Below are 12,720 nucleotides of genomic sequence, written 5' to 3'. Positions count from 1 at the left end.
GACTTATTGTTGAGGGGGATTATGTGAGGCTGCATGGTCTGACAAGTGTCTACGGAAGGACCGAGGTAGAGTATATGATCAACGGCCGGTTTGTGGAACGGAGCTGGTTTGTCAGCACCCCGATAAGGGATGTTGAAAGGATCGAAATATTCAGGCATTCCAGCACCGTAGCATTCGGATCGCGGGGCGGTTCGGGGGTTGTTATCGCGTATATAAAGGAACCGGGGTATACCGGACTTGTTGATGTGATGCATCTGATGGTTCAGGGATACCATGAGGTACGTTATTTTTATACTGATGTTGTTTCCTATGAAAGATTTACCGGCGATCACGACCATGAGAGGATCATCTACTGGGAACCAAATCTTGTGACCGGTGCAGATGGTTCGGTAAACTTTTTCATGCCGGTGGATAAAGAAGCCGGCCCTCTCAATGTAACGATACAGGGAGCAGGGTTTAACGGTTCGCTAGGATACACCAGGATGGTTATTGAAAAGTAAACCATTCCACAATTTAATTCTTATGCACAAGAAAATCATGTTTTATTATATTGTTCCGGTAGTGACTGCAATCTTCCTCATTGCCTGCAATGCCGTTAATGATGCCGGGGTTCCGCGGTTGTCAGACAGGACTCCTTCCGGAATTGTCTCTTTTATGGGATCTGTTATCGAATCCGGACACATCATTTCCGGGCAGCATTGTGGAGATGGCGACAATATTGACCTGGTGTATGAAAGAGAGGTGGAAAGGCTGTTTGACCTGACAGGCAGCAGGCCTGCACTGATAGGTGCTGATTACGGATGGAAGCCTGATAATGACTTTGATGTAATTAACCGGAGACTTATCGATCATTGGAATGAGGGTGGATTGGTAACAATAAGCTGGCATGCAGATAATCCATTTTCTGATTCCGACAGGTACAATCCCAGGATTAACACTGTTGCCGGGAAGGGCTCTATTGACCTTTCCATGCTGTTGAGCACTGCTCCTGAAAACGAGGCCGGGAGAAGGTATTTTGATGAGCTTGATATCGTAATAAAAAACCTGGAGTACCTACGCGACAATGGAGTTGTCGTAATATGGAGGCCGTTCCATGAGATGAATGGTAACTGGTTCTGGTGGGGGACCGACAGCTTTGGTGACGGTCAGACAAATGTTGATGCCTATGTCAGCCTATGGAGGGATATGTATGATATTTTTGTAAACCGGCATGGCCTGACCAACCTTGTGTGGGTGTTTTCACCAACTACCGTGGAATCCTATACTGCGGGTGCTGATACATATTATCCGGGGGGTGATTATGTCGACGTTGTTGGTTTGAGCAGTTATAAGCCAGTGCCTGAACTGAAAGACTATGCTGTCCTTTCGAAGTTTGGAAAGCCCTTTGTTATGAGCGAGATAGGTCCGGACAGGGAGACGTATGGGAAATTTGACCAGATGTTGCTTGTTGAATATCTTTCAGGTAAGGCCGCCTACTTCCTTCAGTGGCACAGCTGGACCGGCGCAAAGGTGTCAATTGTTGACAACCTTAACTTTGACAGACTGATGGAGGACCCCAGGGTCATTACACTTGAGGACCTTTAGTACTGAAACCTCCATCAGCCTTCGGCAGACAAAATAAAATGAACAAACCATGGGGGTTCCATCGGAATTGAAACACTTAACATGAATTACCTGCTTAACATAATTAATTGATTATTAGATTCATTAACCTGCTTTATACAGATGAAAGACTTCTCTGGGAAATAATTATCCGTTGGTTCAGGGTTATTTCTTTATGAACAGAGATGTTTCAATTTCTTTATTTTCCCTGGTGAGGACAAGTATGTATACCCCGCCGGAGAGGCTGCTGATATCAATGGTCAACAGGCCTGTTGCATTATTGATGGTTCTGATCTTCTGACCTGATAGAGAATAAATATCTATATCATGGCTGTCATTACCATGCATGGTAAGATCAACATTTATTGCATTTGAGGCCGGATTGGGATAGATCCTGATCTGATTGCCCGGTGTTATCTCCGGGTCCAGGCTGGTGGCTACATCGACGGTAAGCGTTATTGTGTCTGACGCCAGGTATGTTTCCGGCCCGGAAGTATCTTCCGACAGATAATAATAGAGTATATATTCACCGGCATCGAGTGTTCCCAGCTCCAGGGTGTCGGCAGTGCTGAATAATTCATTCCTGTTCCCGGTGGTGTATATGGTCGCAACCCGTATAGTGTCCTCACTTATATATACGTCGTAGTCCGTCAGCATACAATCAACGGCGTTAAAGGAGATGTGCGTTACCATCCTTACCGTGTCACCCGCTACCGGCGCTGCAGGAATTATCTCTATACTGTCTGTTTCGGCTGACCTTGTGAAACCTTCGCCGGCATATACCTCAAAGGCCCTTACACGGGTGGCTTCTGCTATTGTGTCGCCGGTAACCTCAAGTCGCAGGTACCTTGCAGAATCATCAAGCCGGGTCTCGATCCATTGGCTTGAAAAGCAGTCTTCCTTATCAATCAGGGTTTTCCAGTCTTCCGAGGTCTCTTTCCGTGTTTTGACTGTATAGTGGTTGCTTATCCAATCACCTTCGTCTTCACCAAAGATCCTGATCAGCGAGATCCGGTAATGTTTACCCAGATCCCATTCCACCCATAATGAACCGGTGTCACCGGCTCCGGGCGAACCGGAAGGGTCTCCGGATACATCTCCGTCCCACAGGCCCTCAACCGGACTGCCCGGGTCGAAATTCCCGCTGTGGTCTGATATTGTGTGCCCGTTGGCCAGGTTTACGTCTTCACCTGACAGGATGGTGACCGGGGCCTTCCTGGATATGATTTCGCCGGACTGATCTTTGGCTTCTATAATCAGTTCATGGTTGCCTTCCTCTTCGGGGAAGCCGGTCATTTTACCGTCACGCGAAAGCTGCATGCCGACAGGCAGTGAATTGCCTGCTGCATACCACCGGTAGGGAGGTAAACCGCCCGATGCTGCATTGATAGCAGCATTGTACCGGTGGCCCCTGTACCCGTCAGGCAGTAGGATTGTATCAAGTATGAACTCAGGCTTCTCCCTTCTGACCTCGCCTATTCTTTCATGTGCCATGACAAAGCCGTCAAACTGGGCATACGAATCTCTCCTTGGCGCCCAATCGGAGCTACTGCCACCATGAAATGTCGAGAAATAAACTCCGCCGATCCTCCCGTAGTTGTTTTCAACATCCCAGAACCGCATATCGTCTATATCAAGCATTTTCTCTCCGTCAATCCAGACTTTAAGTTTGCCGTCATCATGCCCCGGGGTGCCGACATTGACATATTGTTCAATGCAGTGCCACCTTCCAGGTTCTGCAGCAAAATCACAGTCAATGTCCTGCCCCCACTGAACTCCGCCCCATTTCCCGTTATCACTGGGAGGCAAGTATGCATAGACAACAATGTCGCCATTCCTGCGCCACATAAACCGCAGGGTCCAGCCATTGGTGCCATCCGGCTGGTCACCTCCTGAACGGGACCATGAGTTGCCGCCACCCATTAATCCGGGCAGTTTGCCTCCAAGCCTGAAATCAAAACCCTCTTCAAATTTCAGGTAATACCGGAGGTAAAGTTCCTGGTAATAACCCTCTGTGAGCCCTTCCATATTTGCAAGAACCATGGGAAATTGCCCCCCCGTCTCACCCGGCCCCACGCCTCCTTCCGGATAGCTGACCCGCAGCGATTTTTCGCCAATAAAATGGTTGTCTGTCACATAATTGGCAGGACCCCTGTTGACCCAGGGAATCCCCCACCTGTTTCTCCACTGTGTATTGTTGTATCCTTCTTCAAACCCTCCGTAGAAGATGACATCCTCCCTGTGGAGCAGGCTGTCTTCTATGGTGGCAAGGTCGCCAGCGCGCTCAGTCACTTTAAGGTTGTAGGCTCCCTCAATGGTATCGGGTAAAACGGTCAGGAGTTTCTGCAGCTTCGTTGTGGCCTTGCCTTCATGATAAATGGCGGCATCTGTTTTTACCATGCCAATGAAAAGCATGCACAAAGCTAAAGCGGTAGTTTCAAGACGTGTAACAGGCAGGGCAGAGTGTATCATTTTGTGAGCATATTATTGCTGGTATTACGGGCAGCCTGTTTTGAGAAATGACAGCTAGGTTAGTTTGATCAGTGGCAAAATTATGATTATTGAGCTAAAAACCAAATTACCCTCTTCTGAATTATTTTGTTAACTTGTGGCAGGATAAGAACAGGGATGGTTCCCTGCTCTTTTAAAAGGAATGCTGCCAGTCAATTTATTTAAAATACTCTGATTGTCATGAGCTGTTTTGGCGGCAATCATTTTTTTATAATTAAAACTTCTGTTATGCAAAAAATTAATTGTTTACTAGTGCTGATCTTTATTATGATGATTTCCGGAAGGGGTCATGCGCAGCCTGACAACAGGTTTCGACAGCCTCACAGCGTTAATCAGTTTGAGGTACTCGTCTATACCAGTCCGGATCGCTGGCATAACATCTCCGAGCCTGTTGCACTGCTTGAGTTCCAGGAGATGGCACAGCGGCATGCTTTCGGAATGACATGGACCACGGTAAACGGCATGTTCAATGATAGGGCGCTCGAACAGTTTGATGTAATAGTTTTTCTCCATTCCACCACCAGGGATTTTAATGATGAGCAGCTTCAAAGTTTCAAAAAGTTTATCCGTAATGGCGGCGGGTTTGTCGGCATTCACGGGGCTTCGGCAATGACCACCGAATGTGACTGGTACCGGCAACTGGTAGGCCGCGTATTCACCTATCATCCTGAAGAACAGACCGCTGTTATGCATGTAGTGGACAAAAACCATCCGTCAACCATGCATCTGCCTGACAGGTGGCTGTGGACTGATGAATGGTATGCATTTGGCCCGGAGCTGACTCCCGGACTTAATTACCTGCTTACAGTGGATGAATCGACATATGATCCCCGAAAAACCTGGGGTGATGATACAAGGATCGCATACATGGGTGATTTTCATCCAATAGCCTGGTATCACGAATTTGACGGGGGAAGGTCTTTTCAGACATCTTTGGGGCATATGCCTTCACTATACAGGGACAGCAGGTTCCTGGACCACATATACGGTGGTATCTTCTGGGCAGCAACCGGATTGGGTGTATATTAACATTTAGATATTGAAAAATTTAATGATTATGGAAAACAGCAGCAGAAGGTCATTCCTTAAAAAATCGGCAATGGCAATGGCGGGAGCCGGATTGTACTCGTCAATGCCTCATGATCTCTATGGATCATCCACACCGGCTGACCGCATCAACGTGGGTGTAATAGGTGTTAACTGGTTTGGTACCGTTAATATGCAGTACCTGCTCAGGGCCGATCAGGCGGTGCATTGTACCGCAATGTGTGATGTTGACCAGGTGAGGTTGAGGGAGCAGATCGCTGTCCTTGAAAAAGAGTTTCCGTCACGGGCCGGCAATATTAAGCAATACTCTGATTTTCGCCTGCTTCTTGACGATAAAGATATAGACGCTGTTATTATTGCCTCTCCCGATCACTGGCATGCAATAATGTTTGCGGAGGCCTGCCGGGCAGGCAAAGCTATATATATCGAAAAGCCAACCGGTTACAGCGTAGCAGAGTGCAGGATAATGGTGGAACTGCATCGGAAATACCAGACTGTTGTTACCACAGGGCTGTGGCACATCAGCCTTGATTACTTCCTCGAAGCATTTGATATTTTACGTACCGGCATACTGGGAGATGTTTTCAAGGTGCATTGCTGGATATCGGGCACCACTGATCCGGTGATTTATGATCCTGCACCACAGTCTGTTCCTGAGACCCTTGATTACAAGATGTGGCTGGGGCCTGCACCCTACCGGCCCTATAACAGCAACAGGCTGCACCGTCAGTGGAGGAATTACTGGGATTTTGGAGGAGGGCAGCAAACGGACTGGGTACATTACCTCGATTCGGCTTTTGACGGTTTGTTGGCACTGGGAAACAAAAGGGCATATCCAAAATCAGTCTATTCGGTGGGGTACCGGCACCCTGAAACCATGACCGAGACACCCAGGGTACAGACATCAGTTTTTCAGTTTGATGACTATCATGTGGTTTGGGAACAGGCTGTACAGGGATTGTATAACAGGGGCGACGGGGTTGCCTGGATCGGAAGTAACGGAACGCTGGTATGTAACCGTACAGGCTGGGAGATCATTCCGCAGAATGACAGGGGAGGCAAACCCCTTATTGAGGCACGGAGAAGATCCGGCCCGTATGGTGACCAGCATGATCATATGATCAACTGGACGGACTGTATAAGAAATAACAATCCTGATACCAACGGTACGGTTGAAAAGGGCTGCTATGCAACCGAACTGGCCTGTATTGCAAATATTTCCCACAGGTCGGGCGGGAAAAGCCTCGAGTATCTGCCGGATGAGATGAAGTTCAAAAATAATCGTGAGGCGGACTCCTACATAATGCCGGAATATCATAATAACTGGGAGCTAAAAACCTGATTTCCGGATCAAATACTTACCCTGTATCGGAAAACATGTCCGGATACATGTTTTGCAAAGTATCTTTTGGATTTTGGTTTCTGCTTTGAAATATAATTGGTAACTTGGTGCGGAATAATTGCATAATTATGTAAAATAAACATTTTGCTTAATAATGGAACAAACAGAAATGGAGTTCCCGCACCAGGGTGGAAAACTGGCAGCAAGGCATCCATTTTTCGGACCGTCGAACTCAAAAACATTACTCGAAAGCATTAGGCATGAGAATTACTCCGAACCTGCCTTCCCCGAGCTGACCTCATTTATACACCGGTACTATGGCGAGAAAGGCCACAGGGCACGGGAGATCAGAGAGATAATGACCACAAAGTATTTTGTCGGGTTTACGGCGGTACTTTACCTGCCTGGGAAGAAGGAGGTGTTCTTTATTGACAGACCAGTCTTTCACAGGGATGCAGTTGTTGATACCGACAATCTGCTGTCGAGGCTTAAACTTGGAAAGGCCAGGGCCAGCGTCCCTTTTGACAAGGTTGAGACAGGGTCGGTTCCCTTTGATAAGATTTCGAAGAATCCTTTCTTCAGAGCTGTAAGCGGAGGAGAGGAGGGTGCTGAGAAACTTGCCGAGATTGCCTCGATGCACACCGATAAGAAGGGCCACATATTTGTTCCCGACATCTCATACTTTACAAGCCCCCAGGCAAGAATTGCCCTGCTCTACTCATACGACAAGGGCAGGAGCCTGACTGTAAGCCTGAATGGTTCGGGATACAGTACCAATAGTTACGCTCCTGGCCTTATCGGCGGAAGGAACTGAGCGATCCGGAAAAATCTTTCTGCATTCAACCGGCGATAAAATCCAAACTAGAAGAACAGCCTGACCGAGGCCATGGTTGTCATAATGATGATCAGCCACCTGAACGGTTTTTCGGGAATGATACGTACAAGCCTGATGCCCAGAAAGCCTCCGGTGATAATTACCGGAAGCATCACCAGGTTTATGGTAAAGGAACGGAGTGTGATGGTTTCCCAGACAAGTATGTGGAAAGGTATCTTGAAAAGATTGACAACCAGGAAGAACCATGCACCTGTTCCAATAAGCACATTTTTGGGCAATTGCATTGCAAGCAGGTAAAGGCTCATGATAGGGCCGGCGGTGTTTCCTATCATGGTGCTGAACCCGCCTGTAACACCAAAGAAACTGCCTGTCCACCAATTGGCCGGCAGCGCCCTTGTGTTCCGCATCCGTTCCCTCCATATCATAACGGGTATACCTCCGAGTATGAAAATTCCCATCAGTATCTTGAATGTACTGTCGTTAATTACGGCTCCCACCCAGATGGCCGCGATTATGCCGAGTGCGGCAAAGGGAAAGAGCTTCCGGAGATGATGCCAGCTGGCATGCCTGTTATAGTAGATTACAGCTATTATATCTGCCATCGAAAGCATGGGAAGGAGCAGTCCGGCAGATATTTTGCCTCCAAATATGCCTGCCAGCAGCGGGGCGGCCAGCATTCCAAGTCCGTAAATTCCCGTCTTTGACATGCCGACAAACAGGGCAACCATTGCAAGGACTGCCCAGTGCATAACAGTAAGTGATCCGGATAGTTCGGCTGGCATATCTGGCTGGTTTGACAACGGGGGCAAAACTACACAAGTTTTTATAAATGTTGATACAGCGTTTGTTTGTTTGAAAAAATACTGTTAAATAATTGCAGGATATTACAGAAAGTCTATTTTTGACCTTTCTGGCCAGGAGATTTTCACCGGACACAATATGAAATTTCTGCAACAGCTTTTTATAATTTTTATAAATATAATCGATAACTGTAATGAACAAAAATTCAAAAGATTTCAGCCGTCGTAAATTCATTGGCGATGCTGCGGCCATTGGTGCCCTGGGAGCACTTGGCGTTGGTTCACTTGTATCTTCCTGCCAAAGAAAACCTCAATATACCGCTCCTGTTTTTCCTGATCAGGCTCCCGACGGGCCCCCGCTGAAGGCCGGACTTGTAGGGTGCGGGGACAGGGGTACCGGCGCAGCATTTGACTTTCTGAGTGCAGGACCAAATCTCCAGATCGTGGCAATGGGTGATGTTTTCCAGGACCGGCTGGATCGCTGCAGGAATGCACTCCGAGAGCACAGGGGTGTTGAGATACCCGACGAAAACTGTTTCCTGGGATTCGATTCTTTTAAGAAAGTGATCGATTCAGATATAGATGTTGTGCTGTTGTGCCAGCCGACACATTTCAGGCCGGAGAGCCTGCTGTATGCGGTGCAGGCCCGGAAGCACGTATTTGCTGAAAAGTGTGTGGGCGTTGATCCGGTTGGGGTCCGCTCGGTCATGGCTTCGGGCAGGATGGCTGAGGCGGCGGGCCTCAATGTTGTGGTTGGCACACAGAGGCGCCACCAGAGGGATTATGTGAAAACTTTCGAGATGATCAAGAATGGCGCCATTGGTGATCTTATATCAGCCAACTGCTACTGGAACCAGGGCTCCTTCCGTCATGTCTATCCCAGGGAAGGATGGTCGGATATGGAGGCCATGATACGCGACTTTTTTAACTGGTGCTGGTTATCGGGAGACCATATCCTCGACCAGAATATTCACAACATAGACATTATCGTCTGGTTTTTCGAAAAGTACCCTGTAAATGCCGTGGGTTTCGGAGGAAGGCACAGGAGACCGCTGGGCGACCAGTATGATTTCTTCAGCGTAGATTTCGCCTTTGATGACGGAAGGCACTTTCATGCTATGTGCAGGCAGATTGACGGCTGTGCAAACAATGTATCGGAAATGATCTACGGGACCAAGGGATACACCAATTGCCGCAACAGGATATGGGACTATAACGATAACCTGATATGGGAATATGAGTACCCGATGGGCGATGACGGCACTCGCCGGACCAGCGTGGCGATAAGCCCCTACGTGCAGGAGCATATCAACCTGGTCACAGCCATCCGTACAGGTAATTATATCAACGAGGTGCAGAATGTTTGCGAAAGCAACATGGCTGCCATCATGGGCCGTGAATCAGCTTATACAGGAAGGCAGATGACATGGGATGACATGATGAACTCCAACCTCAGGCTCGGACCAACGGAATACAGCATGGGGCCGGTAGATATACCGCCTGTGCCTCCCGTTCCCGGAACCAGTTCCTGATAACCGGAGTATAAAAGGCAATGAGCAAAAACAAACTTGTCGTAATAGGCGGCGATGCCGCCGGCATGAGTGCAGCTTCGAAGGTAAGGCGCGAGGAGCCGGACATGGAGATAGTTGTTTTTGAGCGTGGCAAACATACCTCTTATGCTGCCTGTGGGATACCCTACCTGGTGGGCGGACTGGTAGGGTCGCCCGATATGCTGATTGCCAGGAATCCTGAGGTCTTCAGGAAGAAACAGAATATTGATGTACGGATTTTTCATGAGGTTACCCGGATTGACCCTGAAAAGAGACTTGTATTGGTTACTGATGTGAAGAAGGGCAGGGAATTTTGGGAATCATGGGATCAGTTACTGATTGCAACCGGCGCTTCTCCCTATGTGCCCGGTATTGAAGGTGTTGATACTGAAGGTGTGTTTTGTCTCTCAACACTTCAAAGCGGGATAGATGTATTCCGGTACATAGAGGAGCAACGGCCTGCCAGGGCCGTGGTTGTGGGTGGCGGCTATATCGGGATTGAGATGGCGGAAGCATTCAGGGACAGGGGTATGGATGTGGCACTTATTGATATGGCTGAACAGGTAATGATTACCATGGATCCGGATATTTCAAAGCTTATTTCCGGATATATGGCTGAGCAGGGGGTGAAGGTATTTACAGGGGAGAAGCTCGCAGGGTTTGAAAAAGGAGATGATGGCAGGGTAAATGCAGTTGTGACCGGCAGTCGTGTACTGGAGGCAGACCTGGTGATCATAGGTGTCGGGGTCAGGCCAAACTCAGCCATCGCCGCTGAGGCGGGCATAGCCACCGGTGCAGGGGATGCCATAGCTGTCAGTAAAAAGATGGAAACCAGTATTCCCGGGATATGGGCTGCAGGTGATTGCGCTGAATCATACCATCTAATCAAAAAAAGTAAGGTATACGTTCCCCTGGGCACGGTTGCCAATAAACAGGGACAGGTGGCCGGTGTCAACATAAGCGGCGGCGATGCAGAATTTCCCGGCGTTATCGGTACAGCCATAACCAAATTCAGGGAAATGGAAATTTCACGTACAGGTCTGTCGGAGAAGGAGGCGGGTGAGCTGGGAATGGAGTTCCTGACCACCACAATTGAAAGTCCGGTCCGCTCAGGTTATTATCCCGGTACGGGAAAGATGACCGTGAAGCTGCTGGCCGAAAAACAGTCCGGCAGGTTGCTGGGCGGACAAATTGCTGGTACGGCCGGATCGGCCAAAAGGATTGATACAATAGCTACGGCAATAACTGCCGGGATGACGGTACAACAGGTTGTGGACCTTGACCTTTCCTATGCGCCGCCTTTCTCACCGGTGTGGGATCCTGTGCAGACAGCGGCACGGACTTTACTTTAGCAAAGAGCTGCCTTCTGTGGCTGTTTCTCCCTGTCCTGCATCTAATCGTGATATGCAGTAAGATTGAGTTTTGTGATCAGGGGCTATTCAACCGGTACCAGCCTGTAGATGACGCCCGGGTTTTCAACGGCAACGTAAACCATTCCGTCAGGGCCCAGATCAACGTTGCGCACGCGTCCGATCTCCCGCAGCAGTATCTCTTCGTGAACCACCTCTTCTCCCTCAATCTCGTTGCGCACAAGGTAGCGGAAGCTGAGCGATCCCGAGAGGATGCTGTTGTTCCACGCCCTGAAAGGTTCACCCGTAACGAAGGTCATTCCGCAGGGAGCGATCGAGGGTGTCCATTCGATCACCGGCTGCTCCATCCCCTCTTTTTCTGTAAGCTCGGTAATGATGGTTCCGTTGTAATTGATGCCGTAGGAGATTACCGGCCAGCCGTAGTTGAGACCCTTCCTGATAATGTTCAGCTCATCGCCGCCGCGCGGGCCATGTTCGGTCGACCATATTACGCCGGTTTCAGGATGCTTTACAAGTCCCTGCGGGTTTCTGTGCCCGTATGACCAGATGGAGGGCATGGCGCCCGGGTGATCAACAAAGGGGTTGCCGGCAGGGATGGTTCCGTCATCTTTTATGCGGTGTATCTTACCTGCGTGGTTGGTGAGGTCCTGTGAATTGTCCCAGTTCCCCCTGTCGCCGATGGAAAAAAAGAGGTAACCGTCATCGCAGAACACCATACGGCATCCGAAATGAACACCGTTGCGTGTATCGGGAATCCCTTTGAAAATCTCTTCCCTGTCCGCCAGCCGGTTACCATCAAGTCTGGCCCTCATTATGGCGGTGTTGCCTCCCTCGGCAGGCCCGCCCGGCCCGTAGGTGGAATATGAAAGGTATAGCCAGCCGTTATCCTCATAACCGGGATGGAGGCGCAGGTCCAGCAGTCCCCCCTGCCCATGTGCAAAAATAGGGGGCAGACCCTCAATAACACTAATGAATACCCCGTCTCTGAACCTGAAAAGCTGGCCGCTCCTTTCGCCTACCAGCATGTCGCCGTCCGGCAGCCATACCATGCCCCACGGCACCTCAAGTCCGGTAATCAAGGTATCGAGCCGGAAGTTAACTCTTTCCGTTTTCTGCACCGGGTCCATTACAGGACGGTACTCAAATGTCCTGCTGGCCTCCTTCATATCGGTAAGGATATAGGTGGCAATGTCGCTGATCTCATCAGTAGTCAGTGCATCGCCGAAAGCCGGCATACCGGTAGTGAGGTCACCGTCCCTGATGATAGCCACCATCTGGTCAACGGGCATGTTGAACATTGCCTCGCGGTCGGCTCCGGCAAACCGTTCCATATGCATACCGTGGCAGGATGCACAGTAGCGCTCATAGTTGGATACTGCCTGCGACCTGTTCAACATCGAGCTGGTAATCAGCTCTCCTTCAATATATCCTGGTTCTGAGGGCTTGATAAGCCAGATAAGAGCCACCACCGGGATAAGCAGGAAGAAAGTGTAAAGATATCTTGAGTTCATACGTACAAATCAGGTTAATAAAGTTTATAATCAATGAATTAAGTTTAGCATATTATCGGTATTCAGTGCCTTGAACGTATGGAACCCTCATGCTTTATACATGTTATTTTGTCTGCCGAAGGTTGATGCGGGTTTCATTCGTATAAAGTATA

The 12,720-nt window shown here is 49.0% G+C and carries 10 protein-coding genes; 7 read left to right on the top strand and 3 right to left on the bottom strand.

The annotated features are described in order from the left end of the window. Window positions 1-500: hypothetical protein (locus EA408_12665; GenBank protein ID TVR69464.1), on the top strand; the 500-nt coding region annotated here is incomplete at its 5' end. Further along, window positions 490-1,584 (top strand): hypothetical protein, encoded by a 1,095-nt coding sequence (locus tag EA408_12660; GenBank protein TVR69463.1) that lies wholly within the window; start codon window positions 490-492, stop codon window positions 1,582-1,584. The genes EA408_12665 and EA408_12660, both read left to right, overlap by 11 nt. 183 nt (window positions 1,585-1,767) lie before the next feature. Here the strand turns inward: EA408_12660 and EA408_12655 are convergent, their stop codons facing one another. Continuing rightward, window positions 1,768-4,074 carry a T9SS C-terminal target domain-containing protein gene (locus EA408_12655; GenBank protein TVR69462.1) on the bottom strand — a complete coding sequence of 769 codons (2,307 nt, stop codon included), beginning with the start codon at window positions 4,072-4,074 and terminating at the stop codon, window positions 1,768-1,770. Between the two features lie 219 nt (window positions 4,075-4,293). Here EA408_12655 and EA408_12650 point away from each other — a divergent pair, with 219 nt between their 5' ends. The 3 genes from EA408_12650 to EA408_12640 all read left to right on the top strand — a co-directional run bounded on the left by EA408_12650 (window position 4,294) and on the right by EA408_12640 (window position 7,316). Continuing rightward, window positions 4,294-5,142 (top strand): ThuA domain-containing protein, encoded by an 849-nt coding sequence (locus EA408_12650; GenBank protein TVR69461.1) that lies wholly within the window; start codon window positions 4,294-4,296, stop codon window positions 5,140-5,142. 28 nt (window positions 5,143-5,170) lie between these two features. Continuing rightward, on the top strand, window positions 5,171-6,502 hold the full coding sequence (locus EA408_12645; protein TVR69465.1) for a twin-arginine translocation signal domain-containing protein: 1,332 nt from the start codon (window positions 5,171-5,173) through the stop codon (window positions 6,500-6,502). Between the two features lie 169 nt (window positions 6,503-6,671). Further along, complete coding sequence (locus tag EA408_12640) at window positions 6,672-7,316, top strand: hypothetical protein (protein TVR69460.1); 645 nt, start codon at window positions 6,672-6,674, stop codon at window positions 7,314-7,316. 47 nt (window positions 7,317-7,363) lie between these two features. Here EA408_12640 and EA408_12635 read toward each other — a convergent pair whose 3' ends face one another. Next, window positions 7,364-8,119, bottom strand: coding sequence for a sulfite exporter TauE/SafE family protein (locus tag EA408_12635; GenBank protein ID TVR69459.1), 756 nt, complete (start codon window positions 8,117-8,119; stop codon window positions 7,364-7,366). 212 nt (window positions 8,120-8,331) lie between these two features. Between EA408_12635 and EA408_12630 the strand changes: the two genes are divergently transcribed. Beyond that, window positions 8,332-9,669, top strand: coding sequence for a gfo/Idh/MocA family oxidoreductase (locus tag EA408_12630; GenBank protein TVR69458.1), 1,338 nt, complete (start codon window positions 8,332-8,334; stop codon window positions 9,667-9,669). A 20-nt stretch (window positions 9,670-9,689) separates the two neighbouring features. After that, window positions 9,690-11,039: a flavoprotein oxidoreductase gene (locus tag EA408_12625; GenBank protein TVR69457.1), complete on the top strand. Its 1,350-nt coding sequence runs from the start codon at window positions 9,690-9,692 to the stop codon at window positions 11,037-11,039. Window positions 11,040-11,122: 83 nt separating this feature from the next. Here the strand turns inward: EA408_12625 and EA408_12620 are convergent, their stop codons facing one another. Beyond that, window positions 11,123-12,568 carry a PQQ-dependent sugar dehydrogenase gene (locus EA408_12620; protein TVR69456.1) on the bottom strand — a complete coding sequence of 482 codons (1,446 nt, stop codon included), beginning with the start codon at window positions 12,566-12,568 and terminating at the stop codon, window positions 11,123-11,125. Window positions 12,569-12,720 lie beyond the last annotated feature (152 nt).

The organism is Marinilabiliales bacterium, assembly GCA_007695015.1.
Lineage (GTDB): Bacteria > Bacteroidota > Bacteroidia > Bacteroidales > PUMT01 > PXAP01.
This window is presented reverse-complemented; position numbering and strand designations above follow the sequence as displayed.

Coding starts and splice junctions, on each gene's coding strand:
- EA408_12645 (TVR69465.1), top strand. CDS start 5,171: ATGGAAAACAGCAGCAGAAGGTCATTCCTTAAAAAATCGGCAATGGCA.
- EA408_12625 (TVR69457.1), top strand. CDS start 9,690: ATGAGCAAAAACAAACTTGTCGTAATAGGCGGCGATGCCGCCGGCATG.
- EA408_12630 (TVR69458.1), top strand. CDS start 8,332: ATGAACAAAAATTCAAAAGATTTCAGCCGTCGTAAATTCATTGGCGAT.
- EA408_12635 (TVR69459.1), bottom strand. CDS start 8,119: ATGCCAGCCGAACTATCCGGATCACTTACTGTTATGCACTGGGCAGTC.
- EA408_12655 (TVR69462.1), bottom strand. CDS start 4,074: ATGATACACTCTGCCCTGCCTGTTACACGTCTTGAAACTACCGCTTTA.
- EA408_12650 (TVR69461.1), top strand. CDS start 4,294: ATGAGCTGTTTTGGCGGCAATCATTTTTTTATAATTAAAACTTCTGTT.
- EA408_12640 (TVR69460.1), top strand. CDS start 6,672: ATGGAGTTCCCGCACCAGGGTGGAAAACTGGCAGCAAGGCATCCATTT.
- EA408_12620 (TVR69456.1), bottom strand. CDS start 12,568: ATGAACTCAAGATATCTTTACACTTTCTTCCTGCTTATCCCGGTGGTG.